Origin of the sequence: Micromonospora sp. WMMD967, assembly GCF_029626165.1 — a bacterium.
Taxonomy (GTDB): domain Bacteria; phylum Actinomycetota; class Actinomycetes; order Mycobacteriales; family Micromonosporaceae; genus Micromonospora; species Micromonospora taraxaci.
On sequence record NZ_JARUBK010000001.1, the window covers coordinates 4,155,166 to 4,168,843 of the forward strand.

Here is a 13,678-nt window from a genome sequence, read left to right on the forward strand (position 1 = left end):
GGCGAGGGTCAGGACGGATCGGGCGCGGGAAGGATGACCCGCAGCGGGTCACCGTGCCGGCCGTACAGGTCCTGTTCGCGGGGGTAGCCGAGGGAGACCTCCTCGAACCGGACGCCGTCCTCCACTGTCGTCCGTGGGATGTGCAGATGGCCGTAGACCACCACTGCCGCCCGGTGGTCCAGGTGCCACGTCGCGGTGCCGGTGGTGCCGCACCACTGGGCGAACTGCGGATAGCGCAGCACCCACGTCGGCTCCCGGGTCAGCGGGAAGTGGTTGACCAGCACCGTCGGCAGCGCCGGGTCGCACCGGGCCAGACGGCGCTCGGTCTCCCGCAGCCGGGCCCGGCACCAGTCGTCAGCTCCCGGGTAGGGGTCCGTGTGCAGCAGGAACTCGTCGGTGCAGACGATCCCGGCCGACTCGGCCCAGTGTCGCGCCTGCTCCTTGGTGGTCCCCGGTGGACGGAACGTGTAGTCGTAGAGCACGAACAGCGGCACCACGACCACCGGGCCGCCGGCCCCACGCCACACCGGGAAGTCGTCCTCGGGCGTGACGACGCCCAGCTCACGACACATCCGTACGAGGTCGCGGTAGCGCTGCTCGCCGCGGAGCTGCACCGGGTCGTCGGCGGGCGTCCACAGCTCGTGGTTGCCCGGCACCCAGATCACCTTCGCGAAGCGCCCGGCGAGCAGTGTCAGCGCCCACTCGACGTCGGCCATCTTCTCACCGACGTCGCCGGCGACGATCAGCCAGTCGTCGACGTGGCCGGGGCGCAGCCCCAGCACTGTCTCCCGGTTGCGGGCATAGCCGACGTGCAGATCACTGATCGCCAACAACCTGCCGTGCGGAACCGTACCGGGAGCACTCACAACGCCGATCGTAGGCGCGCACCGGCGCCGCCCGGAACGCCCGCGGACCGGTTCTCGGGCACTCTGAGCTGGGCTACGGGCGCTAGGGGGCCCGCTAAGGGTTGTCCGCGCACAGGCCGCTCTCGATGCTGGTTGCGATAGGCGAATGCCGGTACCAGCGCCGTTTCGAGGATTTCCGCCGACGGTGGGATCCCTGTCGAGAGGAGACCACCGATGATCAAGGCGCGGGGTCTGACCAAGACGTTCCAGATCAACAAGTTCACCGTCGAGGCCGTGCGGGGCATCGACCTCGACGTCTCGTCCGGCGAGATGGTCGGCTTCCTCGGCCCCAACGGGGCGGGCAAGTCCACCACGTTGCGGATGCTGACCACGCTGCTGCGGCCCACCTCCGGCGAGGCCAACATCGGCGGCTGCGACCTGCTCAGCGATCCCGCCGGAGTCCGCAGACTGATCGGCTACGTCGGCCAGAACTCCTCGGCCGGCGTCGAGTACAAGGTCCGCGAGGAGCTGGTCACCCACGCCCGGTTGCAGGGGCTGTCCGCCTCGGCCGCCCGTACCCGGGTCGGCGAGATGCTGGAGCAGTACGACCTGGCCGGCCTGGAGGACCGCATGATCGGCGCCCTCTCCGGCGGTCAGAAGCGGCGCATCGACATCGTGATGGGGGTGCTGCACCGGCCGCCGGTGGTGTTCTTCGACGAGCCGTCCACCGGGCTGGACCCGCAGAGCCGCAGCAACCTGTGGGACCACATCCGCACCCTGCGCCGCGAGCACGAGACGACGGTCTTCCTCACCACCCACTACCTGGACGAGGCCGACAGCCTCTGCGACCGGATCCTCGTCATCGACGGTGGACGGATCGTCGCCGAGGGCACCGCCGACGAGCTGAAGGCCCAGGTCAATGGGGACCTGGTGACACTGGAAACCTCCGCACCCGCGCAGACCGCCACCGCCGCCGAACGCCTCGACGGTGCGAAGGAGGTCACCGTCGACGGCACGACGGTGCGTTTCCGCATCGCCCGCGGCGACAGCGTCCTGCCCGGCCTCCTGCGCGAACTCGACCGCAACGACGTCGACGTGTTCTCGGTGCGGACCAGCCGGCCGACACTCGACGACGTGTTCCTGACCGTCACCGGGCGCAGCCTGCGCGACAGCGAGACCGCCCCGGCGTTCCCGGGCCTGTGAAGTGAGGATCCCCATGTCGTTCCTGCGAGACACCTGGTTGACGTTCGACCGGGCGGTCCGTCCCGCCCTCCGTAGCCCCGGCACACTGATCGTCGGTGTCGCCGTACCCCTGGTCTACCTGGTCCTGTTCGGGCCGTTGCTCAGCGACACCACCGACGAGAGCGGCCTCAGCTCCTGGCAGTGGTTCGTCCCCGGCATGCTCATCCAGCTCGCCCTGTTCATCACCGCCAACGCCGGTTTCTCGCTGATCCCGGACACCCGCTCCGGGGTGCTGGAACGGATGCAGGTCACACCGCTCAGCCGGGTCGCCCTGCTCACCGGCCGGGTGCTCAAGGACGTGGTGCTCCTGCTCGTCCAGGCGGTCCTGATGATCGGTCTGGCGTTCATCCTCGGCTTCCGGGCCGGCGTACTGCCGATCCTGGCCGGGCTGGTCCTGCTCGCCATCACCGCGATCGCCGTCGGCTTCACCTCCTACGGCCTGGCGCTCAAGCTCAAGCACGAGTTCGCGCTGGCCCCGGTGGTCAGCGGCATCGTCGTGCCGCTGATGCTGCTGTCCGGTGTGCTGCTGCCGATGGACCGCGCCCCGGACTGGCTGTACTACCTGTCGCGGGTCAACCCGCTCAGCTACGTCGTCGAGGCCGAGCGGGAGCTGATCAGCGGCAACTACGACCAGCAGATCGTGCTGATCGGTCTGGCGGTCGCGATCGGCCTGCTGGTCCTCAGCACCACCTGGTCCCTGCGCCTGCTGCGCCGCCAGCTCGCCTGACCTCGTCCGCACCGACGCCGCCGGCCTCGGCGCCATGGCCCCTCGCGGGGGCCGTGGCACCGAGGCCGGCGGCGTGTGTCAGAAGGCCATCGCGGTACGCATCGACCAGACGAACACGTCGCCCAGCTCCGCGTCGCGCTCGAAGTGCTCGTACCCGTCCAGGTAGCAGATCTTCAGCTTCTCGTTCGCCGCCAGCGTCTTGCTGACGACGAGGCTGCGCGGGATGGCGGCGGGTCCACCGACGAGCATCACCTGCACCACGGAGGTGAGCTGCTCGGCGGTCACCACGGTCCGGGACTGGAACGCCGCCTTCTCGAAATCCAGCGGCGGGTTGGTCGCCGGGTTCGCGGCGTCGTGGCTGAAGTAGTGCTGACCCAGGAACCTGCTCAGATCGGCCGACGGGCCGAACGGGTCAGTAGGAGCATCGATCGGCGTCAACAGCGTTGTGGTCATTGTTCTGCCTTCCCGAAGAGTCACCCGGTCCTTCCGGCGGAGCCCGGGTCGGCGCTTCCTCGCTGCCATCCCGCTCTGCTCCGTGCTTTGTGTATTGAGAATGACCTGGACGGCACCCCCGTAGATATCCCCTACCTACCCCTATCGGCCGGCCGGTATCGGGGTGCCGTCGGGGCGCGCGAGGGTCCGCCGCGAGACCGCAGGGGTTGTTGGCCCACCAGGGCGACCATAGCGTCCTGATTGCGGATCGTCGTATTCCGGCCCAGCTCATTCCGGGTCGCTCTGCCTTGAAGAGGTGGCATCGTATGGCAAGCGAAGAAACGCTCCGGGACTATCTGAAATGGGTCACGACCGACCTGCACAAGGCGCGTCAACGCATTCGGGAACTCGAATCGGCGGGTTCCGAGCCGATCGCCCTGATCGGAATGGCCTGCCGTTATCCCGGCGGGGTGCACAGCCCTGAGGACCTCTGGCAGATGGTCGCCGAGGGGCGCGACGGCATCGGCGCGTTCCCCACCGACCGGGGCTGGGACCTCGACGGGCTCTACCACCCCGACCCCGACAACCCGGGCACCTGCTACACCCGCGACGGCGGTTTCCTGGCCGACCTGGCCGCCTTCGACGCCGAGTTCTTCGGGGTCAGCCCGCGCGAGGCGATGGCCATGGACCCGCAGCAGCGGCTGCTGTTGGAGACCGCCTGGGAGGCCACCGAACGGGCCGGTATCGATCCGCACCAGCTGCGCGGCACCCGCACCGGCATCTTCGCCGGCACCCCGAGCACCCAGGACTACGTCTCACTGCTTCAGCAGAACCCACCCGAGGGCAGCGAGGGCTACTTCCTCACCGGCACCGCGCCCAGCGTCATCTCCGGCCGGGTCGCCTACCTGCTGGGACTGGAGGGCCCGGCCGTCACCCTGGACACGGCCTGCTCGTCGTCGCTGGTCGCGCTGCACCTCGCCGGCCAGGCGCTGCGCCTGGGCGAGTGCGACCTGGCCCTGGCCGGCGGCGCCACGATCCTCGCCTCGCCGACCGCGTTCATCGGGTTCAGCCGCCAACGTGGCCTCGCACCGGACGGGCGGTGCAAGTCGTTCGCCGCCGCCGCGGACGGCACCGGCTGGTCCGAGGGCGTCGGCCTGCTCATGCTGGAACGGCTCGGGGACGCCCAGCGCAACGGTCACCCCGTCCTGGCGGTGCTGCGCGGCTCCGCCGTCAATCAGGACGGCGCCTCCAACGGACTCACCGCCCCCAACGGCCCCGCTCAGCAGCGCGTCGTGCTGCAAGCCCTGGCCAACGCCGGGCTGACCACCGCCGACGTGGACGCCGTCGAGGCACACGGCACCGGCACCGTCCTCGGCGACCCGATCGAGGCCCAGGCACTGATCGCCACCTACGGTCAGGACCGACCCGAGGACCGTCCCCTGTGGCTCGGCTCCCTCAAGTCAAACCTCGGGCACTCGCAGGGCGCCGCGGGCGTCGGCGGTGTGATCAAGATGGTCGAGGCGCTGCGCCACGAGACCCTGCCCCGGACCCTGCACGTCGACGAACCCAGCCCGCACGTCGACTGGTCCGCCGGCAACGTACGCCTGCTCACCGAGGATCGTCAGTGGCCGACCGGGGACCGGCCGCGCCGCGCCGGGGTGTCGTCGTTCGGCATGTCCGGCACCAACGCCCACGTCATCCTGGAGGAGGCACCGGCCCCCGAGCCGGCCGAGCCGGTCACCCCGACCGCCCCGACCTCCGGGGAGCTTCCCTGGCTGATCTCCGCCGGCACCGCCGACGCACTACACGACCAGGCCGCACGGCTGGCCGCCCACCTCGACGGCCCCGGCGTCGCGGCCGCACCGGCGGACGTCGCGCACACCCTGCGTACCGCCCGCTCGACGCTCTCCCACCGCGCGGTCGTCCTCGGCCCGCGGCACCGCGACGGCCTGGCCGCCCTCGCCGGCGGCGGCACCGCCGCCGACGTCGTCACCGGCACCGCCGTCGCGGACGCCGAGGTGGTCTTCGTCTTCCCGGGCCAGGGCTCCCAGTGGAGCGGCATGGCCGCCGAACTGCTCGACACCGCCCCGGCCTTCGCCGACCGGATCGCCGCCTGCGCCGCCGCCCTGCACCCGCACGTCGACTGGAACCTGCTCGACGTGCTCCGCTCCGACGACCCGAACCTGCTGGACCGGGTCGACGTGGTCCAGCCGGCGCTCTGGGCCGTGATGGTCTCCCTGGCCGAACTCTGGCGCGACCACGGCGTCGCCCCGGCGGCCGTGATCGGCCACTCGCAGGGCGAGATCGCCGCCGCGGTCGTGGCCGGCGCACTGTCCCTCGACGACGGAGCGAAGGTCGTCGCCCTGCGCAGCCGGGCCCTGCTCCGACTCGCCGGCACCGGCGGCATGGTCTCGGTCACCGCCCCGCTGAGCACCGTCGAGGACCTGCTGGCCGACGGCCTGACGATCGCCGCCGTGAACGGTCCGTCCGCCGTCGTGGTCGCCGGACCGGCCGACGCCGTGGAAGCCTTCCTGACCCGGTGCGAGAACGCCGGAGTCCGAGCCCGGCGGGTCGCTGTCGACTACGCCTCGCACTGCGCCGCCGTGGAGCCGGTCGAGGCCGACCTGACCACCGCGCTGGCCGGCATCACCCCTGGCCCCGCGTCGGTGCCGTTCCTGTCCACGGTCACCGGCAGCGCCGCCGACGGCGGCACGCTCGACGCCGCCTACTGGTACGCCAACCTGCGCAACCCGGTCCGCCTCGACGAGGCCGTCACCGCCGCGGCCACCGCCGGCAACCGGCTCTTCCTCGAGGTCAGCCCGCACCCGGTGCTGACCGGCGGGATCAGCGACACGGTCACCACCCCGGTGCTGCACACGCTGCGACGCGGTGAGGGCGGGCAACGACGGATCGTGCGCGCGCTCGCCGAGGCGCACGTCGCCGGGGCCCCCGTCGACTGGTCCACCGTGCTGCCCGAAGCCCACCGCGTCGATCTGCCCACCTACGCGTTCCAGCGGCGTCGGTTCTGGCCGGAACCGGCACCCGAGCGGATCGCCGCCGACCCGGTCGACGCCGAGTTCTGGGCGGCCGTCGAGGGCGGCGACCTGACCGGACTCGGCATGGGCCACCTCAACGACGCCGTGGCGCACCTCGGCGAATGGCGCCGGGAACGCCGCGAACACCGGGCCCTGGACACCTGGCGCTACCGGGTGACCTGGCGTCCGCGCACCGACCTGCCGGAGCCGCGACTGGGCGGAGACTGGCTGCTGCTCGTACCGGAGGGCACCGACCAGGACCCGGCCGCGACCAGCACCGAGCAGGACCCGGCCGCGACCAGCACCGACCAGGTCCTGGTCGCGACGATCACCGATCGGATGACCCGGGCCGGCGCGACGGTCACCGTCACCAGCGACGCGGAGCTCGGCGCGGCGCTGGACGGCCCCGCCCCGGCCGGCGTGCTGTCCCTGCTCGCCCTCGACGAACGGCCCACCGACCAGCACCGCGCCCTCACCCGGGGCGCCGCCGCCACCACCGACCTGCTCGCGGCCCTGCGCGACACCCACCCGCAGACCCCGGTCTGGGCCGCCACCCGTGGCGCGGTCTCGACCGGCCCGGCCGACCCGGTACGCCGGGTCCCGCAGTCGTTCGTCTGGGGACTCGGCCGGGTCGCGGCCCTGGAACAGTCCGCCTCCTGGGGCGGTCTCGTGGACCTGCCGGACACCCTCGACGAGCGCACCGCCGACCGGCTCTGCGCCGTCCTGACCGGCATCACCGTCGGCGACGGGGTCGAGGACCAGCTGGCGGTACGCCCTTCCGGCGTCCTCGCCCGCCGGCTGACCCGTGCCGCCGCCGGCACCGCGCCGACCTGGCAGCCGTCCGGCACCGTCCTGGTCACCGGTGGCACCGGCGGCATCGGCACCGAACTCGCCCGGTGGCTCGCCCGCAACGGCGCCGACCACCTCGTCCTCACCAGCCGGCGCGGGGCCGCCGCACCCGGCGCCGCCGAACTGACCGACGAACTCACCGCGACCGGTGTACGCGTCACCGTCGCCGCCTGCGACGTCGCCGACCTCGACGCGATCACCGCACTGGTACGGCAGTGCGCCGACGCCGGTGACCCGATCCGCGCGGTCATCCACACCGCCGGTGTCGCCCAGCACACGCCGATCGCCGACGTCACCGCCGACGAGTTCGCCCACGTGCTCGACGCCAAGGTCACCGGCGCGGCGAACCTGGACCGGCTCTTCGGCGAGCCCGACGACCTCGACGCGTTCGTGTTGTTCTCCTCGGTCGCCGGCACCTGGGGCAGCGGCGGGCAGATCGCGTACGCGGCCGGCAACGCCTACCTGGACGCGCTCGCCGAGGCCCGTAAGGCCCGCGGCTGCGCGGCGACAGCGGTGTCCTGGGGCGCGTGGGGCGGCGGCGGGATGGCCACCAAACAGGAGACCGCCGACCACCTGCTGCGCCGTGGCCTGCCGCCGATGCCACCCGAGCAGACCACCGTCGCCCTGGCCCAGGCGGTCGCGCTCGGCGAGGCCACCGTCACGGTCGCCGACGTGCGCTGGGACCGGTTCGCCCCGTCGTTCACCGTCGGACGGCCCAGCGCCCTGCTCGCCGACCTGGACGACGCCCGCACCGCACTGACCAACGCGGCCCCCGACGACGACAGCCAGGCGGCGGGGCTGCGTGCGCAACTCGACGGCATGATCCCCGGCGAACGGGACACGTTCCTGGTCGACCTGGTCCGCGCCGAGGCCGCCGCGGTGCTCGGCCACGCCGACGCCTCCGCCGTCACCCCGGACCGGGCACTTCGCGACCTCGGCTTCGACTCCCTGTCGGCCGTCGAGTTCCGCAACCGGCTCTGCGCCGCGACCGGCCTGCGACTGCCCACCACCCTCGCCTTCGACCACCCGAACGCCCACGCCATCGCCAGGCTGCTGCGCGACGAGGTGGCCGGCACGGCACCGGCCCCGTCGGCGAGCCCCGCCACGGCCACCGCCGGCACCGACGAGCCGGTCGCCATCGTGGCGATGAGCTGCCGCCTGCCCGGCGGCGTGCGTACTCCGGACGACCTGTGGCAGCTGGTCCTCGACGGTCGGGACGCGATCGGCGACTTCCCGGCCGACCGGGGCTGGGACGTCGACGCCCTCTACCACCCCGACCCGGACCACCCGGGCACCAGCTACACCCGCTCCGGCGGTTTCCTGCACGACGCCGCCGAGTTCGACGCCGCGTTCTTCGGCATCTCCCCACGCGAGGCGCTCGCCACCGACCCCCAGCAGCGGCTCCTGTTGGAGACCGCCTGGGAGGGCTTCGAAAGGGCCGGCATCGACCCGCACGCGCTGCGCGGCAGCCGGACCGGCGTGTTCGTCGGCGCGTCCAGCCAGGGCTACGGGGCCGGTGTCCAGAACGCCCCCGAGGGCACCGAGGGCTACCTGCTCACCGGCACCGCCACAGCTGTCATTTCCGGCCGCATCTCGTATGCCCTCGGCCTCGAAGGTCCGGCGCTGACCGTCGACACCGCCTGCTCGTCGTCGCTGGTGGCCCTGCACCTGGCCGCCCAGTCGCTGCGCCGGGGCGAATGTGACCTCGCCCTGGCCGGCGGCGTCGCGGTGATCGGCAACCCGATGGTCTTCGTCGAGTTCAGCCGGCAACGAGGCCTCGCCGCCGACGGCCGGTGCAAGGCCTTCGGCGCCGACGCCGACGGCACCGGCTGGGCCGAGGGGGTCAGCGTCCTGGTCGTCGAACGGCTCCGTGACGCCGAGGCCAACGGCCACCAGGTCCTCGCTGTGATCCGGGGCAGCGCCGTCAATCAGGACGGCGCCTCCAACGGCCTGTCCGCCCCGAGCGGCCCCGCCCAGCAGCGGGTCATCCGGGCCGCCCTCGCCGACGCCGGACTCACCCCGGCCGACGTCGACGTGGTCGAGGCGCACGGCACCGGCACCGTCCTCGGCGACCCGATCGAGGCGCAGGCGGTCATCGCCGCCTACGGTTCCGGCCGCGACGGGACCGACCCGCTGTGGTTGGGCTCGCTGAAATCCAACATCGGCCACACCCAGGCCGCGTCGGGCGTCAGCGGCGTCATCAAGACCGTCCTCGCGCTCCAGGCCGGAGTGCTGCCCCGCACCCTGCACGCCGACGAGCCGTCACCCCACGTCGACTGGTCCGCCGGCACCGTCCAGCTGCTCACCGAGCCCCGCGACTGGCCGGACACCGGCCGTCCCCGGCGGGGCGCCGTCTCGTCGTTCGGCGTGAGCGGCACCAACGCCCACGTCATCCTGGAACAACCGACCGCCCCGGCCCCGGTCCCGCCGACCGGCGGTGGTCAGCTCCCCGCCGTGCCCGTGGTGGTCTCCGCCACGACCGCACCCGCCCTGCGGGCGCAGGCGGCGGCACTGCTCGACCACCTCGGCGAGGATCCCGCCGCAGGCCTCACCGACCTCGGCTGGTCCCTCGCCACGACCCGGGCGGCCCTCGAACACCGCGCGGCGATCGTCGCGACCGACCTCGACGAGGTACGCCTGAGCCTCACCGCCCTGCGCGACGACACCACGGCTCCCACCCTCACCACCGACGTCACCGCCGACGGGCGCACCGCAGTGCTCTTCACCGGGCAGGGCAGCCAGCGGCCCGAGATGGGCCGGGAGCTGTACGACGCCTACCCGGTCTACGCCGACGCGTTCGACGCGGTCTGCGCCCACCTGGACACCCACCTCGACCGGCCGATCCGCGACGTCGTCCTCGACCCGGCACACGCCGACCTGCTGGACCGCACCGAGTACACCCAACCGGCGCTCTTCGCCGTCGAGGTGGCCCTGTTCCGGCTGTTCGCGCACTGGGGCATCGTCCCGGACTACCTCGCCGGGCACTCGATCGGCGAGCTGAGCGCCGCCCACGTGGCCGGCGTGCTCGACCTGGCCGACGCGGCCGCCCTGGTGGCAGCCCGTGGCCGGCTCATGCAGGCGCTGCCCGACGGCGGCGCGATGGCCGCCGTCCAGGCCGACGAGGCGGAGGTGCTCGCCTCGCTCGACAGGGTGGACGGCCGGATCACCGTCGCCGCCGTCAACGGACCGTCCTCCACTGTGGTCTCCGGAGACGAGTCATCGGTCGAGCAGGTCGTCGCGTACTGGCGCGACGCCGGGCGGCGCACCAGGCGACTCCAGGTCAGCCACGCCTTCCACTCGCCGCACCTGGACCCGATGCTCGCCGAGTTCCGGCGGGCCGCGACCGCGGTGACCTACCGGCCGCCGCAGATCCCGATCGTCTCCACCCTGACCGGCCGCGTCGCGACCACTGCCGAACTCACCTCGCCGGACTACTGGGTACGGCACGCCCGGGACACCGTCCGCTTCGCCGACGCCGTCCTCGAACTCCACCGGCACCACGTCCGTACGCTGCTCGAACTCGGCCCGGACCCGGTGCTCGCCGCGATGGCCGAGGAGACACTCGCCGACCAGAGCGGACGCGCGGCGATCGCCGTGGCCGCCCTGCGCGGCGGGCACCCGGAACCGGTCACCGTCCTCACCGCGCTCGCCCGGTTGCAGACCAGAGGCGCCGACCCCGACTGGGCCGCCGTCTACGCCGGCGCCGACGCCCGCCGCGTCCCGCTCCCCACGTACACCTTCCAGCACCAGCTTTACTGGCTGCACCCGGACCCGGCCGACGCCGCGTCCAGCAACACCGGCCACCCGCTGCTGCACACCGCCACCACGCTCGCCGACACCGGTGAGGTGCTGTTCACCGGTCGTCTGGCCACCGCCCGGCAACCCTGGCTCACCGACCACACGGTGCTCGGCACCGCGATCCTGCCCGGCACCGCGTTCGTCGAGATGGCCGCGCACGCCGCCGACCACGTCGGCTGCGGCCAGGTCGAGGAACTCACGCTGGAAGCACCACTCGTCGTCCCCGACGGCGTCGGGACCCGGTTGCAGGTACGCGTCGGCCCGGCCGACGCCGACGGACGCCGCGCCCTCAGCGTCCACTCCCGCCCGGACCGCGACGACGACAGCCCGTGGACCCGACACGCCGCCGGCATCGCGTCCTCCACGCCGGTCACCGAACCCGACCCGGACGAGACCTGGCCGCCCGCCGACGCCACCCCGATCGACGTCGACTTCCTCTACGAGTTCCTGCCCCAGCTCGGATACGGGTACGGCCCGGCCTTCCAGGGCCTGCGCGCGGCCTGGCAACGCGGCGAGGAGACCTACGCCGAGGTCGCCCTGGCCGAGCCGACCGCCACCGAAGCCGCCCGCTACGGCGTACACCCGGCGCTGCTCGACGCCGCCACCCACGCCATGGGCCTCGCCACCGCAGCCGAGGCGCAGCAGGGACTGAGCCCGACCCAGAGTCGGATGCCGTTCTCCTGGACCGGCATCAGCGTGCACGCCACCGGCGCCGCCGCAGCCCGGGTACGGATCACACCCAACGGCGACGACGGGGTCCGCATCGACCTCGCCGACCAGACCGGACAACCGGTCGCCACCGTCGGCAAGCTGGTGCTGCGCCCGGTCTCGGTCACCCAGCTGCGGCAGCCGGCCGACGAGGCCCCACTGTTCACCGTCGACTGGACACCCGTCGAGCCGCAGATCGCCCCCACCGGTGGCCGGTACGCCGTCATCGGCGCACCCGACCCGTTCGTGGCCGACGCGGCAGCCGCCGTGGGATCCCTCGTGGACGACTACCCGGACCTGGACGCGCTGGCCGCCTCCGGAGCCGTACCCGAGCTGGTCTTCGTGCCGGCCCGGCCCGGCGGCGACGCCCCCGGCCCGACGGTCGACGCCTGGCTGGCCCTCGCCCAACGCTGGCTCGCCGACCCGGACTTCGCCGGGGCCCGCCTGATCCTGCTCAGCCGCGGCGCTGTCGAACCGGCCCCCGCCGCCGACGCCCCCGACCTGGCGCACGCCGCCGCCTGGGGCCTGATCCGCTCCGCGCAGTCCGAGGACCCGGACCGGATCGTGCTCGCCGACGTGGACGACTCGCCGCTCTCCGCGGCCAGCCTGCCCGGAGTCCTCGCCAGCGGCGAACCGCAACTGGCGGTCCGCGACGGCAGCGCCTACGCGCCCCGGCTCGCCCGGGCCGCCGCCGCGCCGACCGGCCTGGACATCGACCCGGACGGCACGGTCCTGGTCACCGGAGGCACCGGCGCTCTCGGCGGCCTGCTGGCCGGACACCTGGTCACCAACCACGGGGTACGACACCTGCTGCTGACCAGTCGTCGCGGACCGGACGCGCCCGGCGTCGAGGACCTGACCGCGCGGCTGACCGCACTCGGTGCGAGCGTCACGGTGGCGGCCTGCGACGCCGCCGACGCCGACCAGCTCGCCCACACCCTCACCGGCGTCCCCGCCGAACACCCGCTCACCGCGGTGGTCCACGCCGCCGGCATCGTCGACGACGGTGTCCTCGCCTCACTGACCCCGCAGCGGATCGCCACGGTCCTGGCCGCCAAGGCCGACGCCGCCCGCAACCTGCACCAGCTCACCAGGGACCGGGACCTGACCGCGTTCGTCCTGTTCTCCTCCTCGGCCGGCAGCTTCGGCGGCCCCGGGCAGGGCAACTACGCCGCGGCCAACGCCTACCTCGACGCCCTCGCCCGGCACCGCCGCCACCACGGCCTCGCCGCGATCTCCCTGGCCTGGGGGCCGTGGGCGGTCGGCGGCGGGATGGCCGGACAGCTCAGTGACGCCGACATCAGCCGGATGACCAGCTTCGGCATCACCCCGTTCACCGCCGAGACCGGGCTGGCCGCGTTCGACGCGGCGGTGGGCGTCGACAACCCCGTCGTCCTGCCGATCGGACTACGGCCGGCCGCCGTCGCCGGCAACGGCCCGGTGCCGCCGCTGCTGCGCGGCCTGGTCCGTCGCCCCGCCCGGAGGGTCGCCGAGAACAGCACCGACGGCGGCGACCCGGCCGAGGCGCTCAAGCGGCGACTCGTCGCCACCGCACCCGCCGACCGGCCGCGGATTCTGCTGGAGATGGTGCAGAGCCAGGTCGCTGCCGTCCTCGGCCACGCCTCCGCCGACGCCATCCAGCCCGACCGGGGTCTCGTCGAGTGCGGCCTCGACTCGCTCGCCGCCGTCGACCTGCGCAACCGGCTCGCCGCCGCCACCGGCCTACGGCTGCCCGCCACGATCGTCTTCGACCAGCCGACGCCCGGGGCGCTCGCCCGCTACCTCCAGGACGAACTGCTCGACGAACGGGCCTCGTCCGCCCTGTCGGTGCTCGGCGAACTGGACCGCCTCGAAGCGGGCCTGGCCGCCGTCAGCGCCGACGACCCGGACCGGGCCAAGGTCGCCGGCCGGCTCCGCAGCCTGCTCGACACCTGGACCGGCGCGAACCCGGCACACGACAGCAGCACCCTGCACGGCGCCACCGCCGAGGAGTTGTTCGACCTCCTCGACGACGAACTCGGCATTGCCTGACCGCATGGAAC

5 protein-coding genes are annotated in these 13,678 nt (G+C 73.3%); 3 read left to right on the plus strand and 2 right to left on the minus strand.

The genetic code is table 11. The features are described from left to right. Positions 1-8: 8 nt before the first annotated feature. Entirely contained in the window at positions 9-866 is an 858-nt protein-coding gene (locus O7631_RS19205; RefSeq protein ID WP_278145472.1) for a metallophosphoesterase, read from the minus strand. 213 nt (positions 867-1,079) lie between these two features. Here O7631_RS19205 and O7631_RS19210 point away from each other — a divergent pair, with 213 nt between their 5' ends. Further along, positions 1,080-2,048, plus strand: a complete 969-nt coding sequence (locus tag O7631_RS19210) for an ATP-binding cassette domain-containing protein (protein WP_278145473.1) — start codon at positions 1,080-1,082, stop codon at positions 2,046-2,048. Between the two features lie 13 nt (positions 2,049-2,061). After that, a complete protein-coding gene (locus tag O7631_RS19215; protein WP_278145474.1) occupies positions 2,062-2,814 on the plus strand; it encodes an ABC transporter permease in 753 nt (250 codons plus the stop codon). 78 nt (positions 2,815-2,892) lie between these two features. Here O7631_RS19215 and O7631_RS19220 read toward each other — a convergent pair whose 3' ends face one another. Then, positions 2,893-3,267 carry a DUF5988 family protein gene (locus tag O7631_RS19220; RefSeq protein ID WP_278145475.1) on the minus strand — a complete coding sequence of 125 codons (375 nt, stop codon included), beginning with the start codon at positions 3,265-3,267 and terminating at the stop codon, positions 2,893-2,895. Between the two features lie 305 nt (positions 3,268-3,572). Here O7631_RS19220 and O7631_RS19225 point away from each other — a divergent pair, with 305 nt between their 5' ends. Next, complete coding sequence (locus O7631_RS19225) at positions 3,573-13,667, plus strand: type I polyketide synthase (protein WP_278145476.1); 10,095 nt, start codon at positions 3,573-3,575, stop codon at positions 13,665-13,667. Positions 13,668-13,678 lie beyond the last annotated feature (11 nt).